We start from the raw sequence: 26,082 nt of genomic DNA, 5'->3' as shown, positions 1-26,082 counted from the left end.
CGTCACCGTCTCATCTCGGCGAGCTGGGCGGCCGACCACTGACCGCCGCAGAACACGGTGTCGGCAACGATCCGAGCGCCCTTCAACTGCAGTACGTGCAGGTGGTGGGCCTCGAGAGGCCCTTCCTCACCCCTGAACCTGTGCACGTACTCGATGATCTCGCCGTCCGGGACGATCCACCGGCGAAGGTCGACCAGGACGCTGGGATAGGCGAACCATTCCCCGTAGACGCTTCTTATCGCGTCGGCGCCCACGCTGCGGAAGCGCCAGTTCGGCACCGTGGCGTCCATGACACAGTCGGCGGACCAGGCGTCACACGAGTCGATGGCGGCCTTCTCGATCGCCTTCAGGAAGTCGTCGACCGCGGTCATCTGGCGAGTATCGGTCGCCCGGCTTGCAGGAACCTTGCGGTATCTACTGCCCTTCCCCGACCAGGTTCACGAGCCGTTGCCGGCCGGCACGCATGCCGGCGGCGTCGGCGAGGCGCAGCGCCTCTCGCGCCAGGGACGTTGTCGCGGTGTCCGCGCTCGCCGCCGCCAGCTCCACTTCCGCCAGCCGCGCCTCGTAGTGGGCGAGCGGCGGCCCCTCCGCCAGGCCGCGGGCCACGTGGGGTCGAGCTTCTTCGAGCCGGCCGAGCGCGACGAGCACCAGCGCGCACCGGGAAGCGGCCCAACTGGCAAACAGGTTCAGATGCTCGGACACCGCACGCGACTGCTCGAAGGCCTCCAGAGCGGCGTCAAGATCGCCGGCGGTGTGGTGCGCAACGCCGACTGCACGCCACGCCGTCGCCGTCCAGCCGCGGTGTTCCAGGTCGCGGGCGATCGCGAGCGCCTCCGTGCCAGCGGCCAACCCCTCGTCGACCCGGCCGAGTGCGGCCAGCGCCTCGGCGCTGTGCCACAGGGCATACGTCTGACCCTCCGGATGGCCGAGCGTGCGCGCGAGTTCCAGCGCTTGGTTGGTCAAGAGCAAGCCGGTCCCCGCGTCGTCGGCGAAGACCAAGCCGTGGCCTGCTGTAGAGCGCGGCGTCATGACGTGCACTAGATCGCCCGAGTCCTCGAACAGGTCTGCTACCCGTCGCAGCAGCTCCGTTCCTCTGCCGATTCGGCCGTCGAGGAAGGTCGCCATCGCGCGCGCATCGAGCACCCGCGCGGTTCCTTGGGAGTCGCCCAGGCGCTGATACAGCTGCAACGCCTCGTCGGAACGCTGCTCGGCCCGCGTGGCGCGGTCGAGGTTCATGTCCAGCACCGCCGCGATCTCGAGCGCCCGCGCCCGGGCGGCCTCGTCCGGCCCGGCCTCGAGCAGAGCCAGCTCGGCCAGCTCGGCGGCGCGCACGAGATCGTCGGCGCCGGACGCCAGCGTCGCCAACCGGGACAGCAGACGTGCCCGCACTGCCCCGTTCCGGTGAACCTGCAACGCGGCCCGCAGATCGGCGCGGGCCCCGCCGATGTCGCCGCGACGAGCGCGCGCCTCGGCGCGCGCTTCGTGAAGGGCGGCCTCGAGCTCCCGGGAGCCGGCCGCCGCCAGACCTGCGTCGGCCATCGCGATTGCTTCGGCGTCGGCGAAGGCATCGAGGGCATCCCGCGCCGCGGCCTCATAGGCCCGCGCGGCTCGCTGGGCGTCGCGGGCCCCCAGCCAGTGGCGCGCGCGCTCGCCGTAATCCGCATTGGCCCGCTCGAGCGCATCGGCCAAGCGGGCGTGCAGGCGCATTCGCGCAGCATCGGTGAGGCGCGCGGCGACGACCTCGCCGATCATGTCGTGCGCGGGCGCCCACCCACGCTCGCCGAGACGCGCCAGGCCGGCACGGTCCAGCAGGTCCAGGTCAGCGAGCACTGCGCTCTGGTCCCGCGCCACCACCGTCGCGAGGAGCCCCGCCGGCGCCTCTCGGGCCAGCAGCGACAACAGAATCAGGATCTCCTGGACGGGACCCGGCTGGGTCGCGACGCGGGTCGCGATCGCCCGGCGCTGCCCCTCCGCCGCCAGCGTCTTCGCTACCGCCGCGGCGTCAGGCGCCGAGGGCCGCCACCGCCCATCTGCGGCATTCGTGACCGCGCCTCGCCGGGCGAGCGAACGCAGAACCTCGACCACCGCGAGAGGCGTACCGTCCGTCGCTTCGCTCAGGGCATGGACGAGTTCGTCGTCACCCGCCAACTCGGCAAGGTCGGCGGGCGACAGCGGCCGGAGCCCGATCTCGACCGCGCGTGGAGCGAGACGGTCGAGGAACGCCACCAGTTCCTCGCGCACCTGTGCCTCGAGGGGGCGGAACGCCAACACGACCCCGATGTCCTGACGTCGTGCCAACACGGCGTCGAGGAGAGCGAGGCTCGCTGCATCGGCCCACTGCAGGTCATCGATCACCAGAGCGGGCGCGGCCCCAGCCACGAGTCGAAGCGCACCTTCGACAAGCAGCGCCTTGCGGCTTTCGGGGTCAGGGTGGCGGCCGCGCTGAACCGTGTCGATGTCGGGGACCAGCCAGCCGATGGCTCCACGGATGGACGCCGGCAGGTCGGCGGTGGCCTCGGTGTCGCCGGCCACGATCTCCCGGATCAGTGCGCGGGCAAGGCTCCAGGGTTCGTCCTGCTCGGCCGGATACGCCCGAACCTGCACGAGTGGCCGACGGCTTGCCAGCACCTCCAGCAGCCGCGACTTGCCCGCGCCCGAGGCGCCGATGAGGAAGGCGAGGTTCGTCTGGGCCAGCGCGGCCTCGAGCGCACGCAGTTCTACATCACGGCCGACGAAGCGCAGGCGCGACAAATCCGTCTGGGCGCGCTGCACACTGCCGGCCGCAACCGACGATCCGCCGCCGCGAAGCAACTGCGCGTGCAGCTGCTTCGCCTCGTCGGAGGGATCGATCCCGAGCTCGTCGGACAGGGTGCGACGGAACTGGTCGTATCGGGTGAGGGCGCCGGCTGCGTCACCAACCGCTGCGAGCGCACGAATCAGAGGCAGTACCGCCGGCTCCCGCAGCGGTTCTGCCGCCGCGGCTGCGCCGGCGAATTCGGTGGCCAGGCCGAGTTCGCCGTGCGCCAGCGCAAGCTGCGCGGCTTCTTCCAGCGCGGCCTGGCGCGCGGCGTGCAATTGACGGCGGTAGTCGTCCGCCCAGTCGTTGTAGGCGTCCTCCGCCAACGGCTCGCCACGCCACAGATCGAGCGCTCTGGCGTATCGATCGAGCGCCGCGCTCCCTTCCACGGCGCGGGCCGCACCGACCGCGTCGAGGAATCGCTCCGTGTCCACCGCCCAACGGTCACCGCTCGCCATTGCGTAGCCACCCGGACCGGTGAGCACGAGCGCCGAGTCGTCCAGCGCGCGGCGGGCCCGGTTCACGAGCACCTGGACGTTCGCCGCCGGATCGGCCGGCGGCCGATCGCCCCACAACAGCTCGGTCAGCGAATCGTGGGAGACGAACGTGCCGCGACGGGTGGCCAGGATGCGTAGCAGCGTGCGTACCTTTCGGCCCCCGAACTCCGCGGCGGGCACCTCGCGGCCGTCGCGGACGACGGCAAAGCGCCCGAACAGGCGCATCTCCAACATCGGGCCCACCGCCACGGCCCCATCATCGCGCCCGACGACGCATGACGCGCGTCCTCCTGGCGATCGCGCTCGACCCGGGACGTCGTGACGCCCCCGCTCGGACCGCTAGGGAACCGCAAGCGCGGGTTCCTAACGTCTCGCCGCACAGCCACCAACGAAGGGATCAGTCCGATGACCTCACTCCAGCAGACCCAGCACGTCACGTTCAACTCGCCCGACGAGACCCGCACCTTCGACAACGGTCACATCGACCTGGTGCACGTTGGCGGCGCGGAGATCGGTCGCCTCGTACTGCGCCCGGGATGGCGCTGGTCGACCGACGTCAAGGCGATCGCGGGCACGGACCTGTGCGAGGCCCCACACTTCCAGTACCACATCTCCGGGACGCTGCATCTGCAGATGGCCGATGGCACTGAGTTCGACGCGAAGGCCGGCGACATCACGTCACTGCCGTCCGGGCACGACGCCTGGGTGGTCGGCGACGAGGAAGTCGTCGTCGTCGACTGGTTCGGCGCGAGCGGGTATGCGAAGTGACCACGACGGAGACGTCGGTGGCGCATGCCGTGACCCGCTTCGGTGCGGCGTTCGACCGACGCGACGTCGACGAGATCATGGCCGCGATGACGCAGGACTGCGTGTTCGAGTCGACCGCGCCGCCGGACGGGAAGCGCTTCGAAGGTCATTCCGCGGTCCGCAGTGTGTGGGAGGAGCTCTTTGCGTCCTCCCCGGGCGCCCGTTTCGTGAGCGAGGAATTGTTCGTGTCGGGGGACCGCGCGATCGAACGTTGGCGCTATGAGTGGGCCGATGGCCACGTGCGCGGAGTGGACGTCTTCCGCATCCGTGACGGGCTTGTCGCGGAGAAGCTCTCCTACGTAAAGGGTTGACCGCACCGAGGCACGGTCATGGGGGGTCGGCGGCCGGCCAGTTCCGGCCGCCGAACCATCGGCGTCGGGAAATGTTCGGCAGCAGTATTCACTTTGTCGTAGAAGTCGCCGTCAGAGATGGTGCCGTCCCAGTGGTCGACAGGGCGGGCGGATCAGCCGTGAGCTTCGCCAGGATCCGGCTCAGCTGCCGGCGTTCGGTCTCACTCAGCGGGGCCAGGAAGCGGTCCTGGATGTCCGCGACCACCGCATCGAGGCGGGTCAGTTCCGCTCGACCGGCGCGGGTCAGTTCGACGACGTGGCGTCGTGCATCGAGCGGGTCGCGCCGGCGCGTGAGGAACTTGCGCGATTCCAGCTCGTTGACGGCCGCCACGATGTCGGACGGGTCGATGCCCGTGCGCCGGCTGAGGTCGGCCTGCGATGCCGGCCCCTCGTCGGCCAGAGAGCCGAGAAGCCGTGACAGGTAACCACTGGAGCCGGCCGCGGCAAACGCCTCGACGCGGATTGCTTGCGCCCGGGCGTTGGCCCGCGACAGCAGCCAGGTGTGGGTTTGGTCGATCCGATTCGCAGCCACGATGCGCAGCCTAGCCTAGTCGTTGGACACACCAATGAACTTCGGTTATCGTTGGCAGCACCAACGATATGGAGGCTTGCGATGACCATCCCCTTCGGACCGCAACTGGTCGGTCAGACCGAAAAGACCCTCGGAGCTCTACTGCGCCGGGCCCTGGCCGACACCGGACTCAGCGAGCCTCAGTGGGTCGCACTCCGCTTGGCCGACCAGCCCGACGAGGACCCGCTGCGAGCCCGGGTCGCGGATCTGGCCCGGTTCGACGACGCCGACGAAATCGTCACGGCGCTGGAGGAGCGAGGGCTCGTCGCCGGCGATGCGCCGACTACTGCGGGGCGGACGATGTTGAAGTCGGTGCTGGCCCGGTCGGCCGAGCTCTCCGGCCCGATCTGGGACGACGTCGAGGATGCCGACGCCGCCGCCCGCGCACTGACGCTGGTACTGGACCGGGCCCGCACCGCCCTCCGCGACAGCGCCTGAAGAGGCTCGCCGGCCGTGCGGACCTCGATCTGCGTCCGGTGCGTGCTCATCGGAGCTGCTTCAACGCAGTGACGAAGGTGCGACCCGTCGTCGGCGACAGCCGGGCGAGCAGGGCCCGGTCGACCGCCTCGATCGCCCGCGGAGCCAACGCGGCGCCGGCGTCGGTGACGCCGAGCCGGCGGATGCGGGTGTCGGTCGCGGACGTCTCGCGGGTGATGAGCTCCTTGCGCTCCAAGGCGCGGATCACCTGCGAAGCCATCTTCACGTCGGTGCCGGCCACAGTGGCGAGCTCGACCTGGCTGGGCTTGCCGCCGTGATCGTTGAGCCACCATGCGGTGGCCAGCAGCACGAACTGCACGTGGGTCAGCCCGAGCGGCTGCAACACCGCGGTGACATCGCGCTGCCAGCGCAGCGTGACGTGCCACAGCAGGAACCCGGGGCTCTCCTCCGGCTGTTCCATCAGCGTGACGCCGTCTCGGCGGCCGCGATCAGGTTGTCGATGACGTCCGGGAAGTCGGCTGACACGGCGGTGCCGATCTCCTGTGCGACCTCGTCGGGGACGGCGCCGCTGACCTCGATGCGGTAGGTGACGGCGGTTCTGCCGTCCGCCCGCGCGTCGAGCCGGTGCTCGACGCGGACGGCCACCCCGTCGAGCTCGGTGAGGTCGGTGATCACCTGGCCCGGCTGCAGGTCGACGATCGTGCTGGCGAGGGTGTCCTCCCCGGGCGGCGTCATCCGGAAAGTGGTGCCGACGGCGACCGGCCCGTCCAGCACGAGCGATTCGATTCCGCCGTTCCAGCGCACCCAACCGCCCACGTCGGCCAGCAACTGCCACAGCGGTTCCGGGGCGAGCTCGGTCGTCTGCGAATAGTCGTGAGTCCACATGAGGCGTCCTTCCGTCGATAGAGAGATTATCTGTCCACAGACTATCTCCGCACAGAGAGAATCGGAAGAGGGCGGACAACGGGAATTGCGCGAATCCGTGTAACCATCCGCGCGTGGGCGACACATACAGGTCATGAGCGACGGAAAGGTCATGAGGGACGATCGGGCCGGCTTCGAGGCGATGTTCCGAGAGCACTACGACGCGGTCACCCGCTACGTGGTGCGCCGTCTCGGTCGGACGGTCTCGCCCGACATCGTCAGTGAGACGTTCCTCGTCGCCTGGCGACGACTCGACGACGTGCCGGAAAGCCCGCTGCCGTGGCTTTACGCGACCGCACGCAACCTCGTGGCCAACGAGATCCGCCGCCAACAATGCGATGCCGCGCTGGGCCGACGACTTGCCGACCGCCCCGCCGCGCCGAGCGCCGACATGGGCGAGCTCATCGCCGAGCGGCTCGCCGTCACGGCCGCGCTGCAGCACCTGTCCGAACGCGACCGTGAGGTGCTGCGGCTCGTCCAGTGGGAAGGGCTGACCGTCGCCGACGCCGCCACTGTCATGAACTGCACGCAATCGGCGTTCAAAGTGCGCCTGCACCGGGCCCGCCGCCGCCTCGCGGCGTCGATGTCCCCACCCCCGACCGAACCGCACACGACCGAACTGGGAGCCCCGTCATGACCACGCCGATGATTGCCGACCCCGCCCGCGACCTGCCTGCGGCCGCCTACACGGCCGAGGCCGACGCGATGCTGGCCGGCATCCTTGCCACCCCGCGCGTGGACCCGGCGTCCCGGCGGCAGGTCGCCCGGCGCCCGGCGTCGGTGAAGCGGATCGCGGTCGGCGGGTTGCTCGCCGCAGCAGCGGTCACGGCGGCGCTGGCCGCGCCCAGGCCGTGGGGTGGGCACGGGAACGAGGCTGATGCGTACACGGTGCAGCGCCACAGCGACGGATCGCTGAGAGTGGTCGTGCACTGGGACCAGCTGGCCGATCCGGCGAAGCTCCAGCAGGCTCTCGACCGCGCCGGCGCGCCCGTCCGCGTCCTCGTCGGGACCGACGGGCCCGGCCAGGCACCGTCGACCGTCCCCGAATGCGCGAAGCCCTACGCCGGGGGGCCGTACAGCGCCGCCGCCGTGTCGTGGGATTCCGGGCTGAACGCCCCGGACAACAGCTTCGTCGTCCATCCGGCCGCCTTCCCGAAGGACGGCACGCTGGTCATCGAGGTCTTCTTCGCTTCCGGCGTGCGCCACCCGACGTCGTCGCTGAGCTTCATGGCCATCGGCCGGGTGCCGACCTGCGCCCTCCCGCGCTGAGCCATTCGTCCACAGCTAGAGTCCGGCCCTGGCTTTTGCCCGGTATCGTCCCTTACGCTCTGCTCGTCCGTATCCGAACTGCGGGACCGGACGGTGCGGAGGGCACGGAGTCGATGGATAGCGGGTGGCTGGCCGGCGCCGGCCTGGGCCTGCTCGCCGCGGCCGGCCTTCTTCTCGCCGTGCGGGCCGCGCCGACCATGCGGCCGGTCCGACTGGTCGACCGACTCGCGCCCTACCTCGGCGACACGCCACCGCCGTCCAAGCTCTTGGCCCGGCCCTCGGCGACGTCGGCGCCGTTCACCGTCGCTCGGCGGTTGTTCGGTCCCGTCCTTGCCGAAGGCGCGACGCTGGTCGACCGGATGGTCGGCGGTTCGGCCTCGGTCCGCCGGCGGTTGAACGGGCTCGGCGCCCGCACGACGCTCGAGGAGTTCCGCATCGGGCAGGTGATGTGGGGCGTCGCCGGGATGGTGCTGGCAGCCGTCGTCACCGTCGTCGGCGGCCTGCTGCGCGGCGGTGTGGACGTGGTCCTGGTCGTGTTGCTGGCGCTCGGTGGCCTGCTGGCCGGCTGCCTCGGCCGTGACTGGTGGCTGACTCGCGAGCTCGATCGCCGCGAGCAGGCGATGCTGTCGGAGTTCCCCGTCGTGGCCGATCTGCTCGCGCTGGCGGTCGTGGCCGGCGAGTCACCCGTCGACGCCCTGGAACGCGTCTGCCGCCTCACCGGCGGTGAGCTGGCCCGTGACCTCTCGTCGGCGCTGAGCCGGGCCCGCGCGGGCACGCCCGTCACCACAGCGCTCAGCGATCTCGCCGAGCGCACGACGCTCGAGTCCTTCGCACGGTTCCTGCAGGGCCTGGTCGTGGCGACCGAGCGCGGGACGCCGCTGGCCGAGGTGTTGCGCGCTCAGGCCGTGGACGTTCGGGAGGTCGGCAAGCGCGCGCTGCTCGAGGCCGGCGGGCGCAAGGAGATCTCGATGATGGCGCCGGTCGTGTTCCTGATCCTGCCCGTGACGGTGCTGTTCGCGCTGTTCCCCGGGTTGCTGACATTGACCTCCCTGGCCCGGTGAGTGAGGAGATCCCATGAAGCTGTTCGCCTTGTTCCTCGCGGGGCTGACGATCGCTCGCGAGCGCCTGCGCGACGAGCGCGGCGACGTGCCCGGGTGGGTCATGGTCACGGTGATGACGGCGATCCTCGTGGTCGCGATCCTGGGCGTGTTCGAGCCGCAGATCAAGAGCTCCCTGTCGGGCATCATCGACTCGGTCAGCGGCAAGAAGTAGCGATGCTGCGGCGGATGCGCCGCGACGACACCGGCGCGGCGGTCGTGGATTTCGTGATGATGTCGGTCCTGCTGCTCATGCTGCTGTTCGGCGTCCTGCAGGTCGCCGTCTACTTCTACGCCCGCAACGTCGTCGCCGCGTCGGCGGCCGACGCGGCGCGCTACGCCGCCGCCGAGAGCGTCGACGTGGCCGCCGGCGCGACGCGGGCCGACCACCTCGTGCACGAGGGCCTCGACGAGGCGGACGCGTCGTCGATCCACTGCCACGCGGCGCTGGGCCGCGACGGCACAAGCGGTCTGCCGATCACCACCGTGCGCTGCACCGGACACGTGCGGCTGCTGTTCTCGCCACTCGCGATGCCGCTGACGATCGACGTGCGGTCCTCGGTGCTGAAAGAGGGCCGTCGGTGAGGCGTCGTGGCGGCGACGAGAACGGCTCGGCGATCGTCGAGTTCGTGTTCCTGGCCGTCGTCGTGATGGTGCCGCTCGTCTACCTGATCGCCGCGGTGGCCACGGTGCAGCGCAACACGCTCGCCGTGACGCAGGCGGCTCGCGACGCCGGCCGCGCGTTCGCGACGAGCGACACGGCCGCGCAGGCGCGCAGGCGGGTCGACGCCGCCGTCCGGCTGGCCCTGGCCGATCAGGGCCTGCCCAACGACGCCGCCACCCGCTTCGTAGCGTCGGGCGCCAAGTGCACCGATCACGCCATCAGGCCACGGCTCACACCCGGCGCCGAGTTCACCGTGTGCGTCACCCGCCGCGTCCGGCTGCCGGCAGTGCCGACCGTGCTCACCGGCCGCGGCATCCGGACGGTGGGCATCTACCTGGTGCACGTGGACGACTTCCGGCAGGTCGGCCGATGAGGTACCGGGACGTGATGGACGACCGCGGGTCGACGATCCCGCTGATCCTGGGCTTCTTCCTGTTGGCGCTGATCATGGTCGCCGGCTCCGTCGCACTCGGCCAGGCGTTCGTGCAGCAGCGGAGTCTCCAGGACATGTGCGACGGCGCGGTGGCCGCCGCCGCCGCGAGCTCGGCCGACCTCGACCGCGAGCACGGCATCGGTGCGGCGAGTTCGCTGCAGTTCGCCGACGTCAGCGACGTCGTCGACAGCTACCTGTCCCGCGACGCCGAGCGGCGCAGCGTGCACGTGCGCGCTGAGCTCTCGACCGATCGCCGGCGGATCACCCTCACCTGCCGGCAGACCACAACACTGACCTTCGGCGCGTTCTTCGGACGCGGGCACGTCGAGCACACCGCGACGTCCTCGGCCCGCGCCGCGATCGTCGGCTGACTGCTGCGACCGGCCTTGCTAGCAACCTCCCAGCAGCGCGAACCGGTCGGCCGCGGCCAGAATCCCGCGCCCCCTCGCCAGCTCCGACGTCGTTCCGCCGCGGCCGATGCGCCTGCCGGCCGTCGCGTCGGCGAGAGTCGCCTTCATGTCCGGGACGACCTGATCACGCCGGGCGGCGAGGTCGGCCAGCGCACTCTGCTCGCAGAGGTAGGCGGAGTCGTCGGTGCTCGATCCCGACGCGAGCGCCGCGCTGTCGCCGATGAGCGTGGCGGTGGCGAACTGGCCCACGCTCGAGTTGAGCTGCTGGTAGGCCGTGGCCACGTCGGTCAGCCGGGCCAGCTCTGAGCCCGGCGCCGACAGCGCCTGGCTGATGACCCGTCCATCCGTGGGGTAGTCGTCCTGCAGCCCGGTCAGGTGCAGCAACGTCGGGCGCAGGTCGGTCTCCTCGACCCACGTGCCGACCGTGCTGGCCTGCGGCACCGTGTTCGTCGAGTTCGGGTCGTGCGGCTGGTTGCCCTGGCCGGGCAGCGGGCCGTCGATCCCCTTCGCGGCAACTCCTGGACCGACGAGCGACGACCAGGTGACGTCGATGTTCGGGCTGTAGTAGCCGTGGTTCCAGGCGAAGCCGTTGTTGATGCTGACGTTGGCGCCGGAGCTGGAGAAGAAGTAGTCCGGCTTGGGGAAGAGCGTGTACGTCGGCGTCCGCAGCGGATCGGCGCTCTGCATGTGCAGCACCCGTTGCTCCAGGGCACCGGCTTGGTACTTCGTGATCGTGGTGCTCGCCTCTCCGGTGTACGGGTCGGCGCCGGTCATCGCTGCGGTGTTGCGTTCCAGTTCGCGCACGGTGGGATCGCCGGCGGCCGGCTGCCCGTGCACGTAGATGGCCGCCCCCTGCGGCTCCACGTCGAACGCCGTGCTTGCGCTGGACGACGTCGACAGCAGGGCCTTGATGTTCGCCTGCAGCTCGCCGATCTGCGTCGCGGTGTAGTGGCAGGGCACCGTCACGCCGTCGCAGCCGGCCGGCATCGGCTCGGTGGCCCGGCCGATGTTTGCGCCGGCGAACTGGTCGTTCTCCTCGGCGCTGATCACGAACTCGGTGTTGGCCGGCGTGATCCCGTCGGCGGCCAGTCGCTGGAAGAACTTCTCGAACGCCTGGTCGTAGGCCTTGGCGTTGTTGACGTAGCAGGCGTCACCCGGTCCGACCGGCTTGCCGGATCCGGTGGCGGTGGCGGTCGTGCAACCGCTGGTGCCCGCCTTGCGTTCGTGCAGGTCGGAGATGTAGCCGTAGGTGATCGGGACGCCGGCCTCCTGCATGTCCGCCAGGTAGGCCAGGGACTGGGTGGCCACGGGGCTGAAACCGGGGAAGCCGGGCCGGCCACTGAACGGTTCCTTGATCTCGTTGCCGTTCAGGTCGACGAGGTTCCCGGCCGCGTCGGTGACCTGGTAGCCGTTGTGCGTGACGTTCGGCATCCCAGCGCCGAGCTGAGGGGCGACGTACTTCGCACCGAACAGCGCCTGGTAGCCGTTGTAGCCGCCCGGCTCGGTCGGCAGCAGGTCCGGCGACGCGGTGGAGGATGGCGTCGACTGCCCGTACTTCACCGCCTGGGCGTTCGCGCACACCGCGTCGCCCTGCGCGCAGTGCACGGCCACGCCGATGTAGTCGGCGATCTCGGGGTCCTTGAACGAGTCGGGGTCGGCATTGAGCTGGGCGACCTCGGGTGAGGACGGGCCGAAGACGGTGGTGAGGTCCTGCCTGGTGTTCTCCAGCACCATGTTGGCCGTGGAGAAGTCGCCGACCGAGCAGCCGGCGCGGGTGAACGGGACCCACGGCGCCGGCGTCTGCCGGCGGGTGGCGCCGGGCGTCGCCGGTGACGTGGGCGAGTAGACCATCGTCGGCGTGGTGTCGTGGCCCGGAGCCGGGCTGGCCGAGGTGTCCACGACCGGGCTCGTCCAGTACGCGAACGAGGTCGCCGGGTCGGTGCTGCCGTCCGGGTTAAAGGTCTTGTAGCTGTTCGTCAACGGCTGGCCGTGCCGGTCGCCGTAGAGCCCGGTGTAGATGGTCAGGCTGTCGTCGGCCGTGTGGGCGATCAGCGGTGTGTGCGTGTTCGACAGCACCGTGCCGTTGGACTGCAGGAAGTTCAGCAGGTGCGGCATCTGCTCGAGGTCGGATGGCACGTTGGGGTTGTCGCGCGCGAAGTGGACGTTGTCGAAGACGAGGCTGATGACGTGCTGGACGCCGTTGCCGAGGTGGCAGGCGGCGACGGGAGGCACCGGAGTGGCGCCGGCGCTCGGGGCAGTGGTTACTGCTGCGCTCACCCCGGCGACGAGGGCGGCTCCGGCCGCGAGACCGGCGATCCGAGTGGTTTGCGACGACCATGACCGAAGCATGCGAAATCCCCACGTGAGGTGACAATCCGGACGTCGATCACGTTAACCCTCCGAAGTCGCCACGAACAGACCTTCCGTCAGCTGGCAGGTGGCCACCAGGGGAACGGTTCCCGGTCGGGCGGGACCCAACTGATGCGAGCACGGGCCGAAGCGAGAGTGGCCGGAATGTAGAAGCGGGTCAGCAGGCGCTTGTCGAGCAGGGCGGGATTGGCTTCGGCGAACGAGTCGAACGACGCGGTGGGGGCACCTTCGGCCAGGTGGTGTCCGATCAGTTCCACCCAGGCCCGGCTGATCGTCGCGTGGTACTTCTGCGGCGCGCCGGCGTAGCGCGCGGTCCGCCTGATCCCCTCATCGACCAGGCGCAGAGCGGCGCCTTGCCCGTGGCGGCGGATCGCCAGCCAGGTCAGATTGACATGCTCGCGGTGGCCGAAGCGGCCGGTGGTCACCTCGGCCATCAGCTGATCGAACGCGTCGGCGTCAGCCATTCCGGACCTCCGTCAACGCGTCGAGGGCCGCGCGGAGCACGTCCGACGTGGCGGGTGACAGCTCGCCGAGGGCTCGTTGCTCGATGCGCCGAACCGCTCGGCGCACGGCCGTCGCCGCCCGGCGCCCCGGCGTGGTCAGAGTGATCACGACCGCCCGGCGGTCCTCGGGGTGCGTGGTGCGGATCAGGTGACCCCGCCGCTCCAACCGGTCGAGGACGCTGGTCATCGTCGTCGGACGGCTGCCGACTGCTGCGGCCAGGTCGGACACGGTCCGCGGCCGGCCGTCGCCCAGGTTGGCCAGGACGTTGAGCTCGGCGGCGCCGAGGCCGAGCTCGGCCAGTTCGGCAGAGAGGGCGTCGAGGGTCGCGTGCGTCGCCCGCTGAAGCGCGAGCACCGGCGACCAGGAGGTGTCTACCACGAAAAGAGATTATCCGGAATCGTGCTATCTGCCAGCCGGGAAGCATCGGAAGGCGCTCATGTGCCATTCCGTACATAGAGTACTTCGCGCGCCACGGCATCGGCGACGTCAGCCTGCGGAGCCTGGCCGCCGAACTCGACTCGAGTCACCGGATGCTGATCTATCGCTTCGGCAGTCGGGACGGGCTGCTGGCTGCCGTCGTCGACGCCGTGGAGCGGGATCAGCGGCTAGTGCTGGCCAAGGTCCTCGGCGACGGGCGGGGGAGCGCTCGGGCGCGCTCGCTGCGCTTCTGGACCGAGGTGACCGACGCCGCCCCCATCTACGGGCCACTGTTCTTCGAGCTCTCCGGCCAGGCGATGCAGGGCCGGTCGCACGCCGCAACGTTGCGGGAATCACTGATCGCTCCGTGGCTGGAGGCACTGGAGAAGGTGCACCGAGACGCCGGCTTCTCCCGCCGCCACGCACAGGTGCAAGCCCGCAGCGGACTAGCGCTGGCGCGCGGGCTGCTGTTCGACCTGCTGCTGACCGGGCACCGAGCCGGGGTCGATGCGGCCATGCGCGACTACACCCGCCGTACGGTGCCCGCCTGACCTGATCGTGCTCGCGCGAGAATGAGCGCGGATGAGCCCGGATGAGGAGGCGCGATGGCGCAGAACGTGATCGAGGTCGCCGATGACGTCTTCCTCGGCCGCGGGACGGACGTCAACTGGATCCTGCTGCGCGACGGCGACGCGGTCACGCTGATCGACGCGGGCTATCCCGGCGACGCGGGCCGGCTCGAGGCATCGCTGCGCGCGCTCGGCCGCCGGCCCGAGGACGTCCGCGCGATCCTGCTCACGCACGCGCACATCGACCACCTCGGCGGCGCCGCGCAGCTGGCCCGGCGCTACGGGACTCCGGTCTACACCGACGCCCGGGAGGCGGCCCACGTCCGTCGCGAGCACCTCGAGCAGGCCGGCCCCATGGACCTCGCCGCCAACCTGTGGCGACCGACGCTGTGGCCGTGGCTCGGTCGGGTGCTTCGGGTCGGCGCGGCCAAGAACGCCCGGATTCCCTCGGCGCAGCCGTTCGCCGCTTCCGGTGCGCTCGACCTGCCCGGCCGACCGGTGCCGGTACCGACCCGCGGGCACACGTCCGGTCACACCGCCTACCACCTGCCCGACGTGGGCGCCGTGGTCACCGGCGACGAGCTGGTGACCGGCCACGCGGTCACCGGCCACGTCGGGCCGCACACCTTGCCCGCCTTCTTCAATTCCGGTGATCCGGTCACGGCACTGGCGGCGATCGAAACGCTGGACGCCGATCTGGTCCTCCCGGGACACGGCGATGCGCTGCGCCGCCCGATCGCCGAGGCCGTGGCCGAAGCGCGCGACCACGCGAGGCGCTGACCCGCTACGGAGCGGCCACATCGACCACGACCGGCGCGTGGTCGGACGGCAGCTTGCCCTTGCGCGCATCGCGGTCGACGTAGGCGTCGGTCACCGCGTCGGCCAGCGCCGCCGACGCGTACACCAGGTCGATCCGCATGCCCATGTTCTTGTGGAACATCCCGGCCCGATAGTCCCAGTACGTGTACGGCGTGTCGTGCTTCATCGCGCGGGGGACGACGTCGCGCAGGCCGAGCTCGCGCAGCCGGGCCAGCGCCGCGCGCTCGGGCTCGCTCACATGGGTCGCGCCGTGCACCGCGCTCGCGTCCCACACGTCGTCGTCGGTCGGCGCGATGTTGAAGTCGCCGACGAGGGCGAAACGCTCGTAGGCCGGCAGCTCCTCGGCCACCGTCGCGCGCAGCGCGTCGAGCCACTTCAGCTTGTAGGCGTAGTGCGTGTGGCCGACCTCGCGCCCGTTCGGCACGTACACCGACCAGAACCGCACGCCACCGCAGGTCGCGCCGACGGCCCGCGCCTCGGTCGCCTCGAGCATGGCGTCCTCGGGCTGGTAACCCGGCTCGTCGAGCAAGCCGGCCCGCTGCGACTCGATCCCGATCCGCGACAGGATCGCCACCCCGTTCCACCGTCCGGTCGAGTGCATCGCCACGTCGTAGCCGAGCCCGGACACCGCGTCGATCGGGAACTCGGCCGTCTTCAGCTCCTGCAGGCACAGCACGTCCGGCTCGGCGATGCCCAACCAGTCGACGAGGCGGGGCAACCGGGCGATGACCGAATTGACGTTCCAGGTGGCAATCCGCACCGGCTCAACGCTAGCGGCGCGACCTTGATCAGGTGTATCCCTGCGGAGGTCCACCTGGACGAGGGGGGAAACGATGGAGGCGACGCCGCCGCGACTGGGACCGGTCACGCTCGGGTTGGGCGCGGCCGCCGGGTACTCCGGTGCCGACCTGACCAATCCGCGCGGCCCCGCTCTCGCCGGTGAGGTGCCCTACCTCGCCGCGGACGGCAGCACGCCCGAGGCCGACCCGGTGCTCGAGCTGCGCATCCACGGCGTCGGCGGCGCACCGCCGGCGGAGAACCTCGAGACGCCGAACACCCTGCAGGTGGCCGGGGACGGCACCGCCGGCTTCTTCCGGGCCTGGTTCCCCGGCGGCAGCGCCAGTCGGCAGCCGCGGCGCGAGGCCTACTGCTGGGGCGGGCTCAACACCCGCGCCGCGACGCGCGCGCTCTATCTGGTGCTGATCGCCTTCATGCTGGTGAACGTCGCCCACTGGGCGCTGCCCGCCGGACGCACCAGGCGCGGCCCGCTCGCCAACGACGTCGCCCGCGCGGCGCTGCGCGTGGTCGGCCTGGCCCTCACTGTCGCCTTCATCGCCACGACCGCCACCGTCCTGGCCGACCTCGTCGCCTGGCAGGCTCCCGGCCGCGGCGCCCTGCCGAGCTGGCTCGGCTGGTACACCCGACGCGACACCGGGCCGCGGCTCGCCATGGCCCTGCTCGCGGTACTGGCTGTGCTGGGCGGGCTCACCTGGCTCAGCGTCTCCACCGTCCGGTCCTACGAGCGATGGGGCCAGGGGAGCTATCCCGACGCCGATCCCGAGTGGCCGCTCACGCAGCCCGCGTTCTGGCGCGGCGAGCGGCCGGTCAACCGCCAGCGCAACTGCCACGTGGTCGCGGGAGCGTCGGTGGTCATCATGTTCGCCGCTCTGCCCAAGTCGTCGGCGAACTCGGCCCGCTGGCTGTTGCTGATCCTCGCCCTGCTCATGGCCGCGACCGCGCTCGTCCTCGTCGCGTCACCGTGGGCCGATCGACAGCGCGTCGCCGGAAGGGACGAGCGCTGGTCGGACTCCGTCTGGCGCTGGTTCGCCCGGGCCGCCGTCGCCATCGCCGTCGCCGCCTGCGTAGCGCGGTTCTGGTGGCGGCCCCACGCAGGCGGCACCATGTTGCCCGGCGATCAGCCGCTGCAGGTCTGGTCGGTCGTCGCCGAGTTCGCCGCGTTGATCGTCCTGCTGGCCGCCGTCGCCGTGCAGGCCCCGTGGACGCCCGGCCGCCGCCACGTGATGGGCTTCGGCCTGGCCGCGCCCCTGGTAGCCGGGCTGGCCTGCGTCATCGCCACGATCTTCGGCTCGTCGCTGACCCTGGCCGTCGCCAACCTGATCGGCTCACCCAAGGTGACCAACGGCGCCGGAAAGGTGCACGGCGAGACACTCCTGCTGCCATCGACGGTGTACGACGGCGGCCTCGGGATGGTGGCGGCCGGGATCCTCGTACTCGGGGTCGGCGGGTACCTCTTCGCGTGGTCGACGTGGGAAGGCGCTCGGCTGGCGCGGATGGACGACGAGCGGCCGGCCGATTCGGTGCAGTCGAGCTACCCGCTGCCGGGTGAGGCCGGCGCGGTGAAGGGCGTCGCCCGAACGTGGGCCCGATCCGAGCTCACCGACCACGCCGCCACCGCGCTGACCGTCCTGACACTGCCCACGGGCGCGCTGCTCGTCGGCTACCTGATCAGCCTCCAGGCCGGGGCGCATTCGGTCGCACTGCAGAAGCTGGCCGCCGTCGGCGGCGGCATCGGCGTCGTGGTCACCGTCTACTTCGTGGCGACCCTGCGCGCCGCGTTCCTCAAGGCCTCGGCCCGCAAGCGATTCGGGCTGTTGTGGGACGTCGGGACGTTCTGGCCCCGGGCCTGCCATCCGTTCGGGCCGCCCTGCTACGCCGAGCGGTCGGTGCCCGAGGTGGTCACCCGGATCCGCCGCATGGTCGGTGACCGGGTGCACGGCGCGGGCGACCCGGGGCTCGCCCAGCAGGACGCCGAGGCCCGCGGTCGGGTCGGCCTCGAGGCGGTGGAACGGCAGAGTCCGCTGCTGCTGACCGGCTACAGCCAGGGCACGCCGATCTCGGTGGCGGTGCTGGCCCAGCTGCCCCAGGAGGTGCGCGAGCGGATGTCGCTACTGACGCTGGCCGCGCCCATCCGGCGACTGTACGGACGGGCGTTCCCGGCCTACTTCGGGCCGGCCAACCTGGCCTGCGTGCGGCGCTACCTGACGACCGACGACGTGGTGCGCTGGCGCAATCTCGTCCGGCACAGCGATTACATCGGCGGCTGGGCCTTCGATCCGGTGCTCGATCGCGCGGACAATCTGTTGGTGGACCGGGTCATCTACGACCCGCCGGCGCTCTGGGGGGACAAAGACCCCAGCCCCCCGGCGACACACCTGCACTCGAACTGGTTCCCCGATCCGCAGGTGCGGCAATATGCGGCTGAACTAGCGCGAGAGCTGCAGATTCCGGGCCACTGAGCCAGTGGAGCCGGCGGTGCGCGGCCGGACGGGGGTGAGCATCTGGCGCCGGCAGGTCATCCGAACCAGTTCTGCACCGGAGACAGTGACCAGCATGAGCACGAAGGCGACGATCAGGTCGGTCATAACTCCGAGTTACCCGCCCTCTCGACGAGGCAAACCAACCTCGGCCGTGGTGTGATCTTCAGCGGGGACGAAAGGGGACGCAATGGGCACGGTGGCCGATCCGGTGGCCCGGCTGCGGGCCCTGTGCCTCGGGTTGCCGGGGACCAGCGAGCGGAACAGCCACGGCGAGCCGGGGTTCTTCGTCGGCACCACGGAGAAGTCCAGTCGACAGTTCGTGGCCGTCGACCGGCACCACCACGGCGCCGAGCACATCGGATTCTGGTGTCCTGCCCCGCCGGGCGCGCAGGAGGCGCTGATAGCCACCGGCGCGGACCGCTTCTTCCGCCCGCCGTACGTCGGGCACCGCGGCTGGGTCGGCGTCCGCCTCGAAACGGACGGGTTGGCCGAGCCCGACTGGTCGGAGATCGACGAGATCGTCCGCGACGCCTACCGTTGCGTGGCGCCGGCCAAGCTGGCCGCCGGCCTCGACGCCTGACCCGGCCGCCGGCCCCGTAGCGCTCGCGTACCCTCGACGGTCGTGGACGTCCCCGCCGAGCTGAAGGAACTGTCCGCGACCCTCACCAGCATCGAGGCGGTCGTGGACCTGCCGTCGCTGCACCGCGAGCTCGACGATCTCGAGAAGCAGGCGTCCGTCCCCGACCTGTGGGACGACCTCGAGCACGCGCAGCAGGTCAACTCGCGGCTGTCCTTCGTCCAGGGCGAGATCCGGCGGGTGGAGGACCTGCGCCGGCGTTTGGACGACACGCAGACGCTGTGGGGTCTCGCCGAAGAGATGGACGACGCCGACTCTCGCGCCGAGGCGGAATCCGAGATCGCCGGGCTGCGCAAGTCGATGGACGAGCTGGAGGTGCGGACCCTGCTGTCCGGCGAGTACGACGCCCGCGAGGCGCTGGTGACCATCCGCTCCGAGGCCGGCGGCGTCGACGCGGCGGACTTCGCCGAGATGCTGTTGCGGATGTACCTGCGCTGGGCGGAGCGGCACGGCTACCCGGTCGACGTCATGGACACGTCCTACGCCGAAGAGGCCGGCATCAAGTCGGCCACGTTCCAGGTCAAGGCGCCCTATGCCTACGGGACGTTGTCGGTCGAGCAGGGCACGCACCGGCTCGTGCGGATCAGCCCGTTCGACAACCAGGGCCGCCGCCAGACCTCCTTCGTCGGTGTCGAGGTGCTGCCGGTCGTCGAGTCGTCCGACCACGTCGAAATCCCCGACGACGACATCCGCGTCGACGTCTACCGCAGCTCGGGCAAGGGCGGACAGGGCGTCAACACCACCGACTCGGCTGTGCGGATCACCCACCTGCCGACGGGCATCGTGGTCACCTGCCAGAACGAACGCTCGCAGATCCAGAACCGCGCCTCGGCGATGGCCGTCCTGCAGGCCCGCCTGCTGGAGCGGCGCCGTGAGGAGCAGCAGAGCGCGATGAACGCTCTCAAGGACGCGAACAACAGCTGGGGCAACCAGATGCGGTCCTACGTCCTGCACCCGTACCAGATGGTGAAGGACCTGCGCACGGACTACGAGGTCGGCAACCCACAGGCCGTTCTGGACGGCGAGATCGACGGTTTCATCGAGGCCGGTATCCGCTGGCGGCGCAGCAACGAGACCGCGTCCGCTTCGTAGGTCGCACTCGTGGGCGTGCTCGAGCGGGTGAGCGTCGACGAGCCCCGGCTGCGCGACCGCAGGCTCGTCCCTGATCCGTGGTTCGTCTCCGTCCCCGCCATCGCGCAACTGTGCCGCGACGGCGTCGAGCTCGACCCGCGCGTCACCGTGATCGTCGGCGAGAACGGGTCGGGCAAGTCGACCTTCGTGGAGGCTGTCGCCCGCAGCTGGAGCGCTCGGCTCAGTGCGCAGGTGAAGCACTGGAGTCCGGATCCGACGCCGGAGGACGCCATGCTGTTTCGCGCGTTGGTCCTTGCCGGCGAGTACCCGCCGCCGCAGGGCGGCTGCTTCCTGCGGGCCGAGTCGATGCACGTGCTGTTCGGCGACATCGACGCGGGGAAGCCCCAGCACGCTGGTGCGACCGCTGCCTTCGGCGGGGCGCTGAACGTCCGCTCGCACGGGGAGTCGTTCCTCGCCTACCTCGAGTCGCGGCTGACGGAGCGCGGGCTGTTCGCCCTGGACGAGCCGGAGGCGGCGCTGTCGTTCACGTCCTGCCTGCGGCTGCTCTCGCTGATCGGCGCGGTGGTCGACGGCGGCTCCCAAGTGGTCCTGGCGACACATTCGCCGTTGCTGGCGGCGTTTCCCGGCGCGACGATCCTGGAGTTCGGCGAGCACGGCATCCGCCGCGCCGAGTGGCGCGAGCTGGAGCTGGTTGAGCACTGGCAGGCATTCCTGGATCGGCCCGAGCAGTACCTGCGCCACCTGTTCTGAGCGTGGGTGTGGCGGGGAGGTCCTGCCTGGGTGGTGCTGTTTCCGCGCCTTTGCTCTGCTCACTCCCCCTGAGCAACCGCTCAGTCCGGCTGAGCAGAGCAAAGGAGATCGGGCACAAGGTTTTCTAGCTGTACTACATGCGTAATACAGATTGAGCAGCACCACTATGAGTCCGACGAGACGCGCCAGGCCGACCCGGCGCCTCAGCGCAGCAGCAGCACGTTCAGTCGCCGCGCCGCCACGACCATCCCGATCGCCGCCATGACGACGAAGTACAGCGCGTGCCCGGCCAGCGCCCAGTCGAGCACTCCCGCGTTGAGCGAGCGCAGCATCTCGATGCCGTGGTGCAGAGGTAGGCATTCGACGACGATCTGCAGCCACCGCGGGTAGACGTCGAGGGCGTAGAACGTCCCGCTGAACAGGAACAGCGGCAGCACGCCGAGCTGGATGTAGTCGAGGTCCTGAATGCTCTTCATGTAGGACGTCAGCGCCATGCCGATCGCCGCGAAACCGAAGGCGATCAGCAGCGCCGCCGGCAGCAGCAGCACCGCCCACCACGATGCAGTCAGGCCCAGTGCGGCCATCACGGTCAGAAACCCGGCCGCGTACAGGCCGCCGCGGAACAGGGCCCAGCCGATCTCGCCGATCGCGACATCGAGCGGGCCCAGCGAGGTCGCCAGCATCGACTCGTAGAGCCGGGCGAACTTCAGCTTGAAGAACACGTTCATCGTCGAGTCGTAGACCGCGCCGTTCATCGCCGACGAGGCGAGCAGTGCCGGTGCGATGTAGGCGGTGTAGCTCAGCACGTGCCCGCCCGGCCCGACCACCGTCCCGACCAGCGACTTCAGCCCGGTACCCATCGCGAACAGGTAAAACAGCGGCTCGAAGAAGCCGGAGAAGATGACCATCCACGAACGGCGATAGACCCGGAACGCCCGCTCGAGCACGATGTGCCCGCGCCGGGAGTACATGCCCGGCGGCAGCATCCGCCAGGCCGTGCTCGCCCGCGCGACCGTCTCGCTCATCGCGCGATCCGTCGGGCGAAGCGCCACCGCGAGAGCCCGACGCCGACGACCAGCCACGCGGCCAGATAGGCGATGTGCCCGACCGTGTCGAGGACGGACGCGCCGCCGAGCGCGGCGGCGCGGGCCAGCTCGGTGCCGTGCCACAGCGGCGTGATGCGGGCGATCCACTGTCCCCATTCCGGCAGCCGGCTGATCGGGTAGAACGTGCCGGAGAACAGGAACATCGGCGTGATGACGAACCGGGCCAGGATGTTGAACGCCTGGCCCTCCGCCTCGACCGACGCGCTCAGCGCCATGACCGGTGCCGCGAACGCGAGCCCGGTCAGCGTCGCGGTGAGAACGGCCCACATGATCTGCGGTCGCTGCGCCCCGCCGAAGCCGGCGATGATCGCGAGGTAGACCGCGGAGTTGACGAGCGTGCGCACGCCGATCCAGAGCAGCTGGCCGTCGGCGATCTGCCGTGGGGTCAGCGGCGTGGCCGCCATGCCGTGGAAGTACCGCACCCATTTGAAGCCGGCCATGATCGGGTAGGTCGCCTCGTTGGCCGCGACCTGCAGCGCGGCCGCCGTCAGCAGCGCCGGCGCCACGAACACGACGTACGAGACGCCGAGCGGGTGGCCGTGCGCGTTCACGACCTTGCCCAACCCGACCCCGAGCGCGAGGACGTAGAGCAGAGGTGTGACGAGGCCGACGATGACGACACTGCGCCAGTACCGCCGCGCGGCGTAGAGGTTGTACTCGAGCAGCGTCCACGCGGATGCGCCGACCGGCGCGGCGACCGTCATCAGTCCACCAGGCTGCGGCCGGTGAGCCGGAGGAAGACGTCCTCCAGCGTGCTCCGCCGCACCAGCGACGACACCGGCGACAGCCCGAGCTCGTGGGCCTGCCCGAGCGCCGCCTCGCCGTCGGCGACGTAGAGCAGCACGCGGTCCGGCAGCTCTTCGACGCGTTCGCGCTCGCCGGTCAACACGGCCGCGAGCCGCGTGGCGGCGTCGCCGTTCGCGCCCGGCGGGAAGCGCAGCTCGGCGACCTCGCGGGTCGAGTGCTCGGCGATGAGACCGCGCGGGGAGCCTTCGGCGACGATGCGCCCGCCGTCCATGACCACGAGCCGGTCGCACAGCTGCTCGGCCTCGTCCATGTAGTGGGTCGTCAGCACGAGCGTGACCCCCTGCTGCTTGAGCCGGTACAGCCGGTCCCACAGCACGTGGCGGGCCTGCGGGTCGAGCCCGGTGGTCGGCTCGTCGAGCAGCAGGATCTCCGGGTCGTTGATCAGCGAGCTGGCGATGGTCAGCCGCCGCTTCATGCCCCCGGACAGCGGCTCCACCTTCGACTTGGCCCGGTCGGTCAGCTGGGCGAAGTCGAGCAGCTCGTCGACCTTCGGCTGCAGGGCCGCGCGCGACATGCCGAAGTAGCGGCCGTAGATGTAGAGGTTCTCGCGGACCGTCATCTCCAGATCCAGCGTGTCCAGCTGCGGCACGACGCCGAGACGGGACCGGATCCGCGGTCCGTCGGCGGACGGGTCCATGCCGAGGATCCGGAGCGTGCCGGACGTGATGGGCGCCACGCAGCCGATCATCCGCATTGTCGAGCTCTTGCCGGCGCCGTTGGGGCCGAGAAAGCCGAAGGCCTCGCCGCGTTCGACCTCGAAGTCCACGGCATCCACCGCCACGAAGCTGCCGAAGCGCTTGGTCAGGCCGCGGGCGACGATCAGCGGCCCGGTGGACGGGCCGTCCCAGCTGCCCGTTATGTCCCGGGTGTCCGTCGCCTCCACGTGGTCTGACGCTAGCAACCGGATCGGTCCCAATTTCTCGTTGCGTAAACTGGGTCCTCATGATCCGGCTCGAGAACGTTTCCAAGGTCTATCCGGCCGGCACTCGTCCCGCCCTCGACGCGGTGTCCATCGACATCGAGAAGGGGGAGTTCGTCTTCCTCATCGGCCAGTCCGGTTCCGGCAAGTCGACGGTGCTCCGCCTCGTGCTGCGCGAGGAGCTGCCGACCCGCGGAACGGTGATGGTTGACAGTCGCAACGTCGGCAAGATGCCCAACCGCAAGGTGCCCGACCTGCGGCGGCGGATCGGCTGCGTCTTCCAGGACTTCCGGCTGCTGCCCAAGAAGAGCGTCTTCGAGAACGTGGCGTTCGCCCTCGAGGTGATCAACAAGTCGCCGAAGTCGATCCGGCGCACAGTGCCCGAGGTGCTCGAACTCGTCGGGCTCACCGGCAAGGCCCAGCGGATGCCCGGCGAACTGTCCGGTGGCGAGCAGCAGCGCGTCGCCATCGCCCGCGCGTTCGTGAACCGCCCGCTCGTGCTGCTGGCCGACGAGCCGACCGGCAACCTCGACCCCGACACGAGCCAGGGCATCATGAGCCTGCTCGAGCGGATCAACCGGACCGGCACCACTGTCGTGATGGCCACTCACGACAACAACATCGTCGACGCGATGCGCAGGCGGGTGATCGAACTCGACACGGGTCGAGTCGTCCGCGACCAGAACCGCGGCGTGTACGGCGTCGGCCGCTAGCGCGCCGACTGCAGCCCCTCCACTCGCAACGCCTGCCCGACCGGAAAGGATCTGATGCGCGCCAACTTCGTGTTGACGGGGGTCGCCACTGGCATCCGCCGCAACCTGACCATGACGATCGCCCTCGTCCTGAGTACGGCGATCGCCCTGGCCTTCGTGGGCGCCGCGATCCTGGCCAACCGCGAGATCGCCGAGTTCAAGCACGACTACGAGGGCAAGCTCAACGTCTCGGTGTTCCTCTGCCCGAAGCCGCTGCAGAAAGAGGTGCAAGGCAACTGCCCGGCGAAGTTCACCGACGTGCAGCGGCAGTCCCTCGAGGCGAAGCTGAATGCCGACCCGAAGGTCCAGAAGGTCACCTTCATCTCCGAGCAGGACGCGGTCGAGCGGTTCCGCAAGACCGTCGATCCGCTCGTCGCCCGCAACACCGCGGTCGGCGACCTGCCCGCGTCCTTCACCGTCCATCTGAAGAACCTGCAGCGCGATTACCAGAGCTTCCGCCGCATCTACAACGACGCGCCCGGCGTCTCGACGGTGCAGAACCAGGTGCAGGCGCTCAAGACCCTGCTCAGCGTCATCAACGGCGCGCGGCTGTTCTCGATCATGATCGCGGTCGTCGTCCTCGTCGCGTCGATCCTGCTGATCGCCAACACCATTCAAGTCGCCGCGTCCCAACGCAAGAACGAGACGAGCATCATGCGTCTGGTCGGGGCGTCGCGGTGGATGACCGAGCTGCCGTTCATGCTCGAGACGATCTTCGCCACGGTGATCGGCGGGTTGATCGCCATCGGCTTGATCGGGCTGGGCAAGCAGTTCGTCCTCGACAACATCTTCCAGGTGCCCGTGCAGAACGGCGTCATCCCGAATCTGTCGACCAACGACGTCCTCATCGCGGGCGGCCTCGGGCTGATCGCCGGCATCGTGCTCGCGGCACTGACCGCGTTTGCGACGTTGCGCCTGTACGTCAAGCTGTAAGACATGCAAGCGCAGGCAGCCTCGAGCAACCGGCAGACCGGGCGCAAGATCATCGCGCAGAACCGCAAGGCCCGCCACGACTACGCCGTCGTCGACACCTACGAGGCCGGCGTCATGCTCACCGGCACCGAGGTCAAGTCGTTGCGCCTGGGCCGGGCGTCGCTGGTCGACGGGTTCGCCACGATCGACGACGGCGAGGTCTTCCTGCGCAACGTCCACATCCCCGAGTACGAGCAGGGCAGCTGGACGAACCACGAGCCGCGGCGGGTGCGCAAGCTGCTGCTGCACAGGGAAGAGATCAGCCGGCTGATCGGCAAGACCAAGGAGAGCGGACTGACGCTCGTCCCCCTCTCGCTGTACTTCACCGAGGGCAAGGTGAAGGTCGAACTCGCCCTCGCCCGGGGCAAGCGGTCCTACGACAAGCGGCAGGACCTCGCCCGCCGCGACGCCGACCGCGAAGTCGCGCGGGCCCTCGGCCGGCGCACCAAGGGCATGGACTGACGCGTTGCTCGACGAGGACGTCCCGGCGTGGTGGCAGGCGCTGGACCTGCCCGGCCTGATCGACATCCACACGCACTTCATGCCCCAGCCGGTGATGGACGCGGTCTGGCGCTACTTCGACGGCGGCGACGAGCACTACGGCCAGCCGTGGCCGATCCAGTACCGCCTGCCGGAGGCCGACCGGGTCGCCGTCCTCGGCCGCCTCGGCGTGCGGACGTTCACCGCGCTGGTCTATCCGCACAAGCCGGCCATGGCGCAGGGGCTCTCGGAATGGGCCCGCGAGTTCGCCGCCCGGACTCCCGGCTGCGTCCCGACCGGCACGTTCTTCCCGGAGCCGTCGGCGGCCGGTTACGTGCGAGAGGCGCTGGAGG

Annotated in this window: 32 protein-coding genes and 1 pseudogene; 20 read left to right on the top strand and 13 right to left on the bottom strand. The window is 70.3% G+C overall.

Translation table 11 applies throughout. From position 1 onward, the window contains the following. Nucleotides 1–2: 2 nt before the first annotated feature. The gene (locus tag ABR571_RS07080) at nt 3–371 is read right to left on the bottom strand and encodes a hypothetical protein (RefSeq protein ID WP_409452483.1); all 369 of its coding nucleotides are present in this window, start codon (nt 369–371) and stop codon (nt 3–5) included. Between the two features lie 43 nt (nt 372–414). Beyond that, nucleotides 415–3,519 (bottom strand): BTAD domain-containing putative transcriptional regulator, encoded by a 3,105-nt coding sequence (locus ABR571_RS07075; RefSeq protein ID WP_409452497.1) that lies wholly within the window; start codon nt 3,517–3,519, stop codon nt 415–417. A 180-nt stretch (nt 3,520–3,699) separates the two neighbouring features. On the opposite strand from ABR571_RS07075, the gene ABR571_RS07070 reads away from it, so the two are divergent. Beyond that, nucleotides 3,700–4,062, top strand: coding sequence for a cupin domain-containing protein (locus ABR571_RS07070; protein WP_409452482.1), 363 nt, complete (start codon nt 3,700–3,702; stop codon nt 4,060–4,062). Then, on the top strand, nt 4,059–4,412 hold the full coding sequence (locus ABR571_RS07065) for a nuclear transport factor 2 family protein (RefSeq protein ID WP_409452481.1): 354 nt from the start codon (nt 4,059–4,061) through the stop codon (nt 4,410–4,412). The genes ABR571_RS07070 and ABR571_RS07065 overlap by 4 nt, the downstream gene beginning before the upstream one ends. Before the next feature lie 88 nt (nt 4,413–4,500). On the opposite strand, the gene ABR571_RS07060 is transcribed toward ABR571_RS07065, so the two are convergent. Further along, complete coding sequence (locus tag ABR571_RS07060; protein ID WP_409452480.1) at nt 4,501–4,983, bottom strand: MarR family winged helix-turn-helix transcriptional regulator; 483 nt, start codon at nt 4,981–4,983, stop codon at nt 4,501–4,503. A gap of 81 nt (nt 4,984–5,064) precedes the next feature. Between ABR571_RS07060 and ABR571_RS07055 the strand changes: the two genes are divergently transcribed. Continuing rightward, on the top strand, nt 5,065–5,460 hold the full coding sequence (locus tag ABR571_RS07055) for a hypothetical protein (protein ID WP_409452479.1): 396 nt from the start codon (nt 5,065–5,067) through the stop codon (nt 5,458–5,460). 46 nt (nt 5,461–5,506) lie between these two features. Here ABR571_RS07055 and ABR571_RS07050 read toward each other — a convergent pair whose 3' ends face one another. After that, nucleotides 5,507–5,920: a MarR family winged helix-turn-helix transcriptional regulator gene (locus ABR571_RS07050; RefSeq protein ID WP_409452478.1), complete on the bottom strand. Its 414-nt coding sequence runs from the start codon at nt 5,918–5,920 to the stop codon at nt 5,507–5,509. Then, the gene (locus ABR571_RS07045; RefSeq protein WP_409452477.1) at nt 5,920–6,345 is read right to left on the bottom strand and encodes an SRPBCC family protein; all 426 of its coding nucleotides are present in this window, start codon (nt 6,343–6,345) and stop codon (nt 5,920–5,922) included. Before ABR571_RS07045 ends, ABR571_RS07050 begins: the two co-directional genes overlap by 1 nt. A 151-nt stretch (nt 6,346–6,496) precedes the next feature. On the opposite strand from ABR571_RS07045, the gene ABR571_RS07040 reads away from it, so the two are divergent. From ABR571_RS07040 to ABR571_RS07010, 7 genes are all read left to right on the top strand, one after another. Continuing rightward, nucleotides 6,497–7,021, top strand: coding sequence for an RNA polymerase sigma factor (locus ABR571_RS07040; protein WP_409452476.1), 525 nt, complete (start codon nt 6,497–6,499; stop codon nt 7,019–7,021). Further along, on the top strand, nt 7,018–7,653 hold the full coding sequence (locus ABR571_RS07035; RefSeq protein WP_409452475.1) for a hypothetical protein: 636 nt from the start codon (nt 7,018–7,020) through the stop codon (nt 7,651–7,653). Before ABR571_RS07040 ends, ABR571_RS07035 begins: the two co-directional genes overlap by 4 nt. 113 nt (nt 7,654–7,766) lie before the next feature. After that, a complete protein-coding gene (locus ABR571_RS07030; protein ID WP_409452474.1) occupies nt 7,767–8,714 on the top strand; it encodes a type II secretion system F family protein in 948 nt (315 codons plus the stop codon). Between the two features lie 13 nt (nt 8,715–8,727). After that, nucleotides 8,728–8,925, top strand: coding sequence for a hypothetical protein (locus ABR571_RS07025; protein WP_409452473.1), 198 nt, complete (start codon nt 8,728–8,730; stop codon nt 8,923–8,925). Nucleotides 8,926–8,927: 2 nt separating this feature from the next. Then, nucleotides 8,928–9,335 carry a TadE/TadG family type IV pilus assembly protein gene (locus tag ABR571_RS07020; RefSeq protein ID WP_409452472.1) on the top strand — a complete coding sequence of 136 codons (408 nt, stop codon included), beginning with the start codon at nt 8,928–8,930 and terminating at the stop codon, nt 9,333–9,335. After that, complete coding sequence (locus ABR571_RS07015) at nt 9,332–9,787, top strand: TadE/TadG family type IV pilus assembly protein (protein ID WP_409452471.1); 456 nt, start codon at nt 9,332–9,334, stop codon at nt 9,785–9,787. Before ABR571_RS07020 ends, ABR571_RS07015 begins: the two co-directional genes overlap by 4 nt. Continuing rightward, nucleotides 9,784–10,218 carry a pilus assembly protein TadG-related protein gene (locus ABR571_RS07010; protein WP_409452470.1) on the top strand — a complete coding sequence of 145 codons (435 nt, stop codon included), beginning with the start codon at nt 9,784–9,786 and terminating at the stop codon, nt 10,216–10,218. Before ABR571_RS07015 ends, ABR571_RS07010 begins: the two co-directional genes overlap by 4 nt. 18 nt (nt 10,219–10,236) lie before the next feature. On the opposite strand, the gene ABR571_RS07005 is transcribed toward ABR571_RS07010, so the two are convergent. The 3 genes from ABR571_RS07005 to ABR571_RS06995 form a co-directional block, all read right to left on the bottom strand. Beyond that, nucleotides 10,237–12,606 (bottom strand): hypothetical protein, encoded by a 2,370-nt coding sequence (locus ABR571_RS07005; protein WP_409452469.1) that lies wholly within the window; start codon nt 12,604–12,606, stop codon nt 10,237–10,239. 77 nt (nt 12,607–12,683) lie between these two features. Then, nucleotides 12,684–13,091, bottom strand: coding sequence for a hypothetical protein (locus ABR571_RS07000; RefSeq protein ID WP_409452468.1), 408 nt, complete (start codon nt 13,089–13,091; stop codon nt 12,684–12,686). After that, entirely contained in the window at nt 13,084–13,509 is a 426-nt protein-coding gene (locus ABR571_RS06995; RefSeq protein ID WP_409452467.1) for a MarR family winged helix-turn-helix transcriptional regulator, read from the bottom strand. Before ABR571_RS06995 ends, ABR571_RS07000 begins: the two co-directional genes overlap by 8 nt. Nucleotides 13,510–13,517: 8 nt before the next feature. On the opposite strand from ABR571_RS06995, the gene ABR571_RS06990 reads away from it, so the two are divergent. Beyond that, nucleotides 13,518–14,099 (top strand): TetR/AcrR family transcriptional regulator, encoded by a 582-nt coding sequence (locus ABR571_RS06990; protein ID WP_409452496.1) that lies wholly within the window; start codon nt 13,518–13,520, stop codon nt 14,097–14,099. Nucleotides 14,100–14,153: 54 nt separating this feature from the next. Beyond that, nucleotides 14,154–14,897: an MBL fold metallo-hydrolase gene (locus ABR571_RS06985; protein ID WP_409452466.1), complete on the top strand. Its 744-nt coding sequence runs from the start codon at nt 14,154–14,156 to the stop codon at nt 14,895–14,897. Nucleotides 14,898–14,901: 4 nt separating this feature from the next. Here ABR571_RS06985 and ABR571_RS06980 read toward each other — a convergent pair whose 3' ends face one another. Beyond that, nucleotides 14,902–15,696 carry an exodeoxyribonuclease III gene (locus ABR571_RS06980; RefSeq protein ID WP_409452465.1) on the bottom strand — a complete coding sequence of 265 codons (795 nt, stop codon included), beginning with the start codon at nt 15,694–15,696 and terminating at the stop codon, nt 14,902–14,904. Nucleotides 15,697–15,769: 73 nt separating this feature from the next. Between ABR571_RS06980 and ABR571_RS06975 the strand changes: the two genes are divergently transcribed. Further along, nucleotides 15,770–18,193 (top strand): hypothetical protein, encoded by a 2,424-nt coding sequence (locus tag ABR571_RS06975; protein WP_409452464.1) that lies wholly within the window; start codon nt 15,770–15,772, stop codon nt 18,191–18,193. On the opposite strand, the gene ABR571_RS06970 is transcribed toward ABR571_RS06975, so the two are convergent. Then, nucleotides 18,161–18,319: a hypothetical protein gene (locus ABR571_RS06970; RefSeq protein ID WP_409452463.1), complete on the bottom strand. Its 159-nt coding sequence runs from the start codon at nt 18,317–18,319 to the stop codon at nt 18,161–18,163. The two genes, ABR571_RS06975 and ABR571_RS06970, sit on opposite strands and share 33 nt — an antisense overlap. 82 nt (nt 18,320–18,401) lie before the next feature. On the opposite strand from ABR571_RS06970, the gene ABR571_RS06965 reads away from it, so the two are divergent. From ABR571_RS06965 to ABR571_RS06955, 3 genes are read left to right on the top strand one after another with little or no spacing between them, the layout of a single operon-like run. Continuing rightward, nucleotides 18,402–18,794 (top strand): MmcQ/YjbR family DNA-binding protein, encoded by a 393-nt coding sequence (locus ABR571_RS06965; protein WP_409452462.1) that lies wholly within the window; start codon nt 18,402–18,404, stop codon nt 18,792–18,794. 42 nt (nt 18,795–18,836) lie between these two features. After that, nucleotides 18,837–19,943 (top strand): peptide chain release factor 2, encoded by a 1,107-nt coding sequence (gene prfB / locus ABR571_RS06960; RefSeq protein ID WP_409452461.1) that lies wholly within the window; start codon nt 18,837–18,839, stop codon nt 19,941–19,943. 15 nt (nt 19,944–19,958) lie between these two features. After that, on the top strand, nt 19,959–20,693 hold the full coding sequence (locus ABR571_RS06955; protein ID WP_409452495.1) for an AAA family ATPase: 735 nt from the start codon (nt 19,959–19,961) through the stop codon (nt 20,691–20,693). 203 nt (nt 20,694–20,896) lie between these two features. Here the strand turns inward: ABR571_RS06955 and ABR571_RS06950 are convergent, their stop codons facing one another. The 3 genes from ABR571_RS06950 to ABR571_RS06940 are packed head-to-tail and all read right to left on the bottom strand — an operon-like array spanning nt 20,897 to nt 23,489. Continuing rightward, nucleotides 20,897–21,718: an ABC transporter permease gene (locus tag ABR571_RS06950; RefSeq protein WP_409452460.1), complete on the bottom strand. Its 822-nt coding sequence runs from the start codon at nt 21,716–21,718 to the stop codon at nt 20,897–20,899. Continuing rightward, the gene (locus tag ABR571_RS06945) at nt 21,715–22,503 is read right to left on the bottom strand and encodes an ABC transporter permease (RefSeq protein WP_409452459.1); all 789 of its coding nucleotides are present in this window, start codon (nt 22,501–22,503) and stop codon (nt 21,715–21,717) included. Before ABR571_RS06945 ends, ABR571_RS06950 begins: the two co-directional genes overlap by 4 nt. Next, nucleotides 22,503–23,489: an ABC transporter ATP-binding protein gene (locus ABR571_RS06940; RefSeq protein ID WP_409452458.1), complete on the bottom strand. Its 987-nt coding sequence runs from the start codon at nt 23,487–23,489 to the stop codon at nt 22,503–22,505. Before ABR571_RS06940 ends, ABR571_RS06945 begins: the two co-directional genes overlap by 1 nt. Nucleotides 23,490–23,548: 59 nt before the next feature. Between ABR571_RS06940 and ftsE the strand changes: the two genes are divergently transcribed. The 4 genes and pseudogenes from ftsE to ABR571_RS06920 form a co-directional block, all read left to right on the top strand. Beyond that, nucleotides 23,549–24,238: a cell division ATP-binding protein FtsE gene (ftsE, locus tag ABR571_RS06935; protein ID WP_409452457.1), complete on the top strand. Its 690-nt coding sequence runs from the start codon at nt 23,549–23,551 to the stop codon at nt 24,236–24,238. 54 nt (nt 24,239–24,292) lie between these two features. Continuing rightward, a complete protein-coding gene (ftsX, locus tag ABR571_RS06930) occupies nt 24,293–25,210 on the top strand; it encodes a permease-like cell division protein FtsX (RefSeq protein WP_409452456.1) in 918 nt (305 codons plus the stop codon). Nucleotides 25,211–25,213: 3 nt separating this feature from the next. Beyond that, nucleotides 25,214–25,711, top strand: a complete 498-nt coding sequence (smpB, locus tag ABR571_RS06925) for an SsrA-binding protein SmpB (protein WP_409452455.1) — start codon at nt 25,214–25,216, stop codon at nt 25,709–25,711. 4 nt (nt 25,712–25,715) lie between these two features. Continuing rightward, nucleotides 25,716–26,082 (top strand): annotated as a pseudogene (locus tag ABR571_RS06920) (amidohydrolase); the annotation flags it as partial.

It is taken from the genome of Jatrophihabitans sp. (genome assembly GCF_046262535.1).
Taxonomy (GTDB): domain Bacteria; phylum Actinomycetota; class Actinomycetes; order Mycobacteriales; family Jatrophihabitantaceae; genus Jatrophihabitans.
The sequence above is the reverse complement of the archived record's forward strand: the minus strand, read 5'-3'. Positions and strand labels throughout refer to the sequence as shown.

What these genes read in the sequence shown, in the direction of transcription:
- smpB (WP_409452455.1), top strand. Translation starts at nt 25,214, where the DNA reads ATGCAAGCGCAGGCAGCCTCGAGCAACCGGCAGACCGGGCGCAAGATC.
- ABR571_RS07080 (WP_409452483.1), bottom strand. Translation starts at nt 371, where the DNA reads ATGACCGCGGTCGACGACTTCCTGAAGGCGATCGAGAAGGCCGCCATC.
- ABR571_RS06985 (WP_409452466.1), top strand. Translation starts at nt 14,154, where the DNA reads ATGGCGCAGAACGTGATCGAGGTCGCCGATGACGTCTTCCTCGGCCGC.
- ABR571_RS07040 (WP_409452476.1), top strand. Translation starts at nt 6,497, where the DNA reads ATGAGGGACGATCGGGCCGGCTTCGAGGCGATGTTCCGAGAGCACTAC.
- ABR571_RS06975 (WP_409452464.1), top strand. Translation starts at nt 15,770, where the DNA reads ATGGAGGCGACGCCGCCGCGACTGGGACCGGTCACGCTCGGGTTGGGC.
- ABR571_RS07005 (WP_409452469.1), bottom strand. Translation starts at nt 12,606, where the DNA reads ATGCTTCGGTCATGGTCGTCGCAAACCACTCGGATCGCCGGTCTCGCG.
- ABR571_RS07075 (WP_409452497.1), bottom strand. Translation starts at nt 3,519, where the DNA reads ATGCGCCTGTTCGGGCGCTTTGCCGTCGTCCGCGACGGCCGCGAGGTG.
- ABR571_RS06950 (WP_409452460.1), bottom strand. Translation starts at nt 21,718, where the DNA reads ATGAGCGAGACGGTCGCGCGGGCGAGCACGGCCTGGCGGATGCTGCCG.
- ABR571_RS06965 (WP_409452462.1), top strand. Translation starts at nt 18,402, where the DNA reads ATGGGCACGGTGGCCGATCCGGTGGCCCGGCTGCGGGCCCTGTGCCTC.
- ABR571_RS06945 (WP_409452459.1), bottom strand. Translation starts at nt 22,503, where the DNA reads ATGACGGTCGCCGCGCCGGTCGGCGCATCCGCGTGGACGCTGCTCGAG.
- ABR571_RS07070 (WP_409452482.1), top strand. Translation starts at nt 3,700, where the DNA reads ATGACCTCACTCCAGCAGACCCAGCACGTCACGTTCAACTCGCCCGAC.
- ABR571_RS07055 (WP_409452479.1), top strand. Translation starts at nt 5,065, where the DNA reads ATGACCATCCCCTTCGGACCGCAACTGGTCGGTCAGACCGAAAAGACC.
- ABR571_RS07025 (WP_409452473.1), top strand. Translation starts at nt 8,728, where the DNA reads ATGAAGCTGTTCGCCTTGTTCCTCGCGGGGCTGACGATCGCTCGCGAG.
- ABR571_RS07030 (WP_409452474.1), top strand. Translation starts at nt 7,767, where the DNA reads ATGGATAGCGGGTGGCTGGCCGGCGCCGGCCTGGGCCTGCTCGCCGCG.
- ABR571_RS07035 (WP_409452475.1), top strand. Translation starts at nt 7,018, where the DNA reads ATGACCACGCCGATGATTGCCGACCCCGCCCGCGACCTGCCTGCGGCC.
- ABR571_RS07010 (WP_409452470.1), top strand. Translation starts at nt 9,784, where the DNA reads ATGAGGTACCGGGACGTGATGGACGACCGCGGGTCGACGATCCCGCTG.
- ftsX (WP_409452456.1), top strand. Translation starts at nt 24,293, where the DNA reads ATGCGCGCCAACTTCGTGTTGACGGGGGTCGCCACTGGCATCCGCCGC.
- ABR571_RS06970 (WP_409452463.1), bottom strand. Translation starts at nt 18,319, where the DNA reads ATGACCGACCTGATCGTCGCCTTCGTGCTCATGCTGGTCACTGTCTCC.
- ABR571_RS07000 (WP_409452468.1), bottom strand. Translation starts at nt 13,091, where the DNA reads ATGGCTGACGCCGACGCGTTCGATCAGCTGATGGCCGAGGTGACCACC.
- ftsE (WP_409452457.1), top strand. Translation starts at nt 23,549, where the DNA reads ATGATCCGGCTCGAGAACGTTTCCAAGGTCTATCCGGCCGGCACTCGT.
- ABR571_RS07045 (WP_409452477.1), bottom strand. Translation starts at nt 6,345, where the DNA reads ATGTGGACTCACGACTATTCGCAGACGACCGAGCTCGCCCCGGAACCG.
- ABR571_RS07020 (WP_409452472.1), top strand. Translation starts at nt 8,928, where the DNA reads ATGCTGCGGCGGATGCGCCGCGACGACACCGGCGCGGCGGTCGTGGAT.
- ABR571_RS07050 (WP_409452478.1), bottom strand. Translation starts at nt 5,920, where the DNA reads ATGGAACAGCCGGAGGAGAGCCCCGGGTTCCTGCTGTGGCACGTCACG.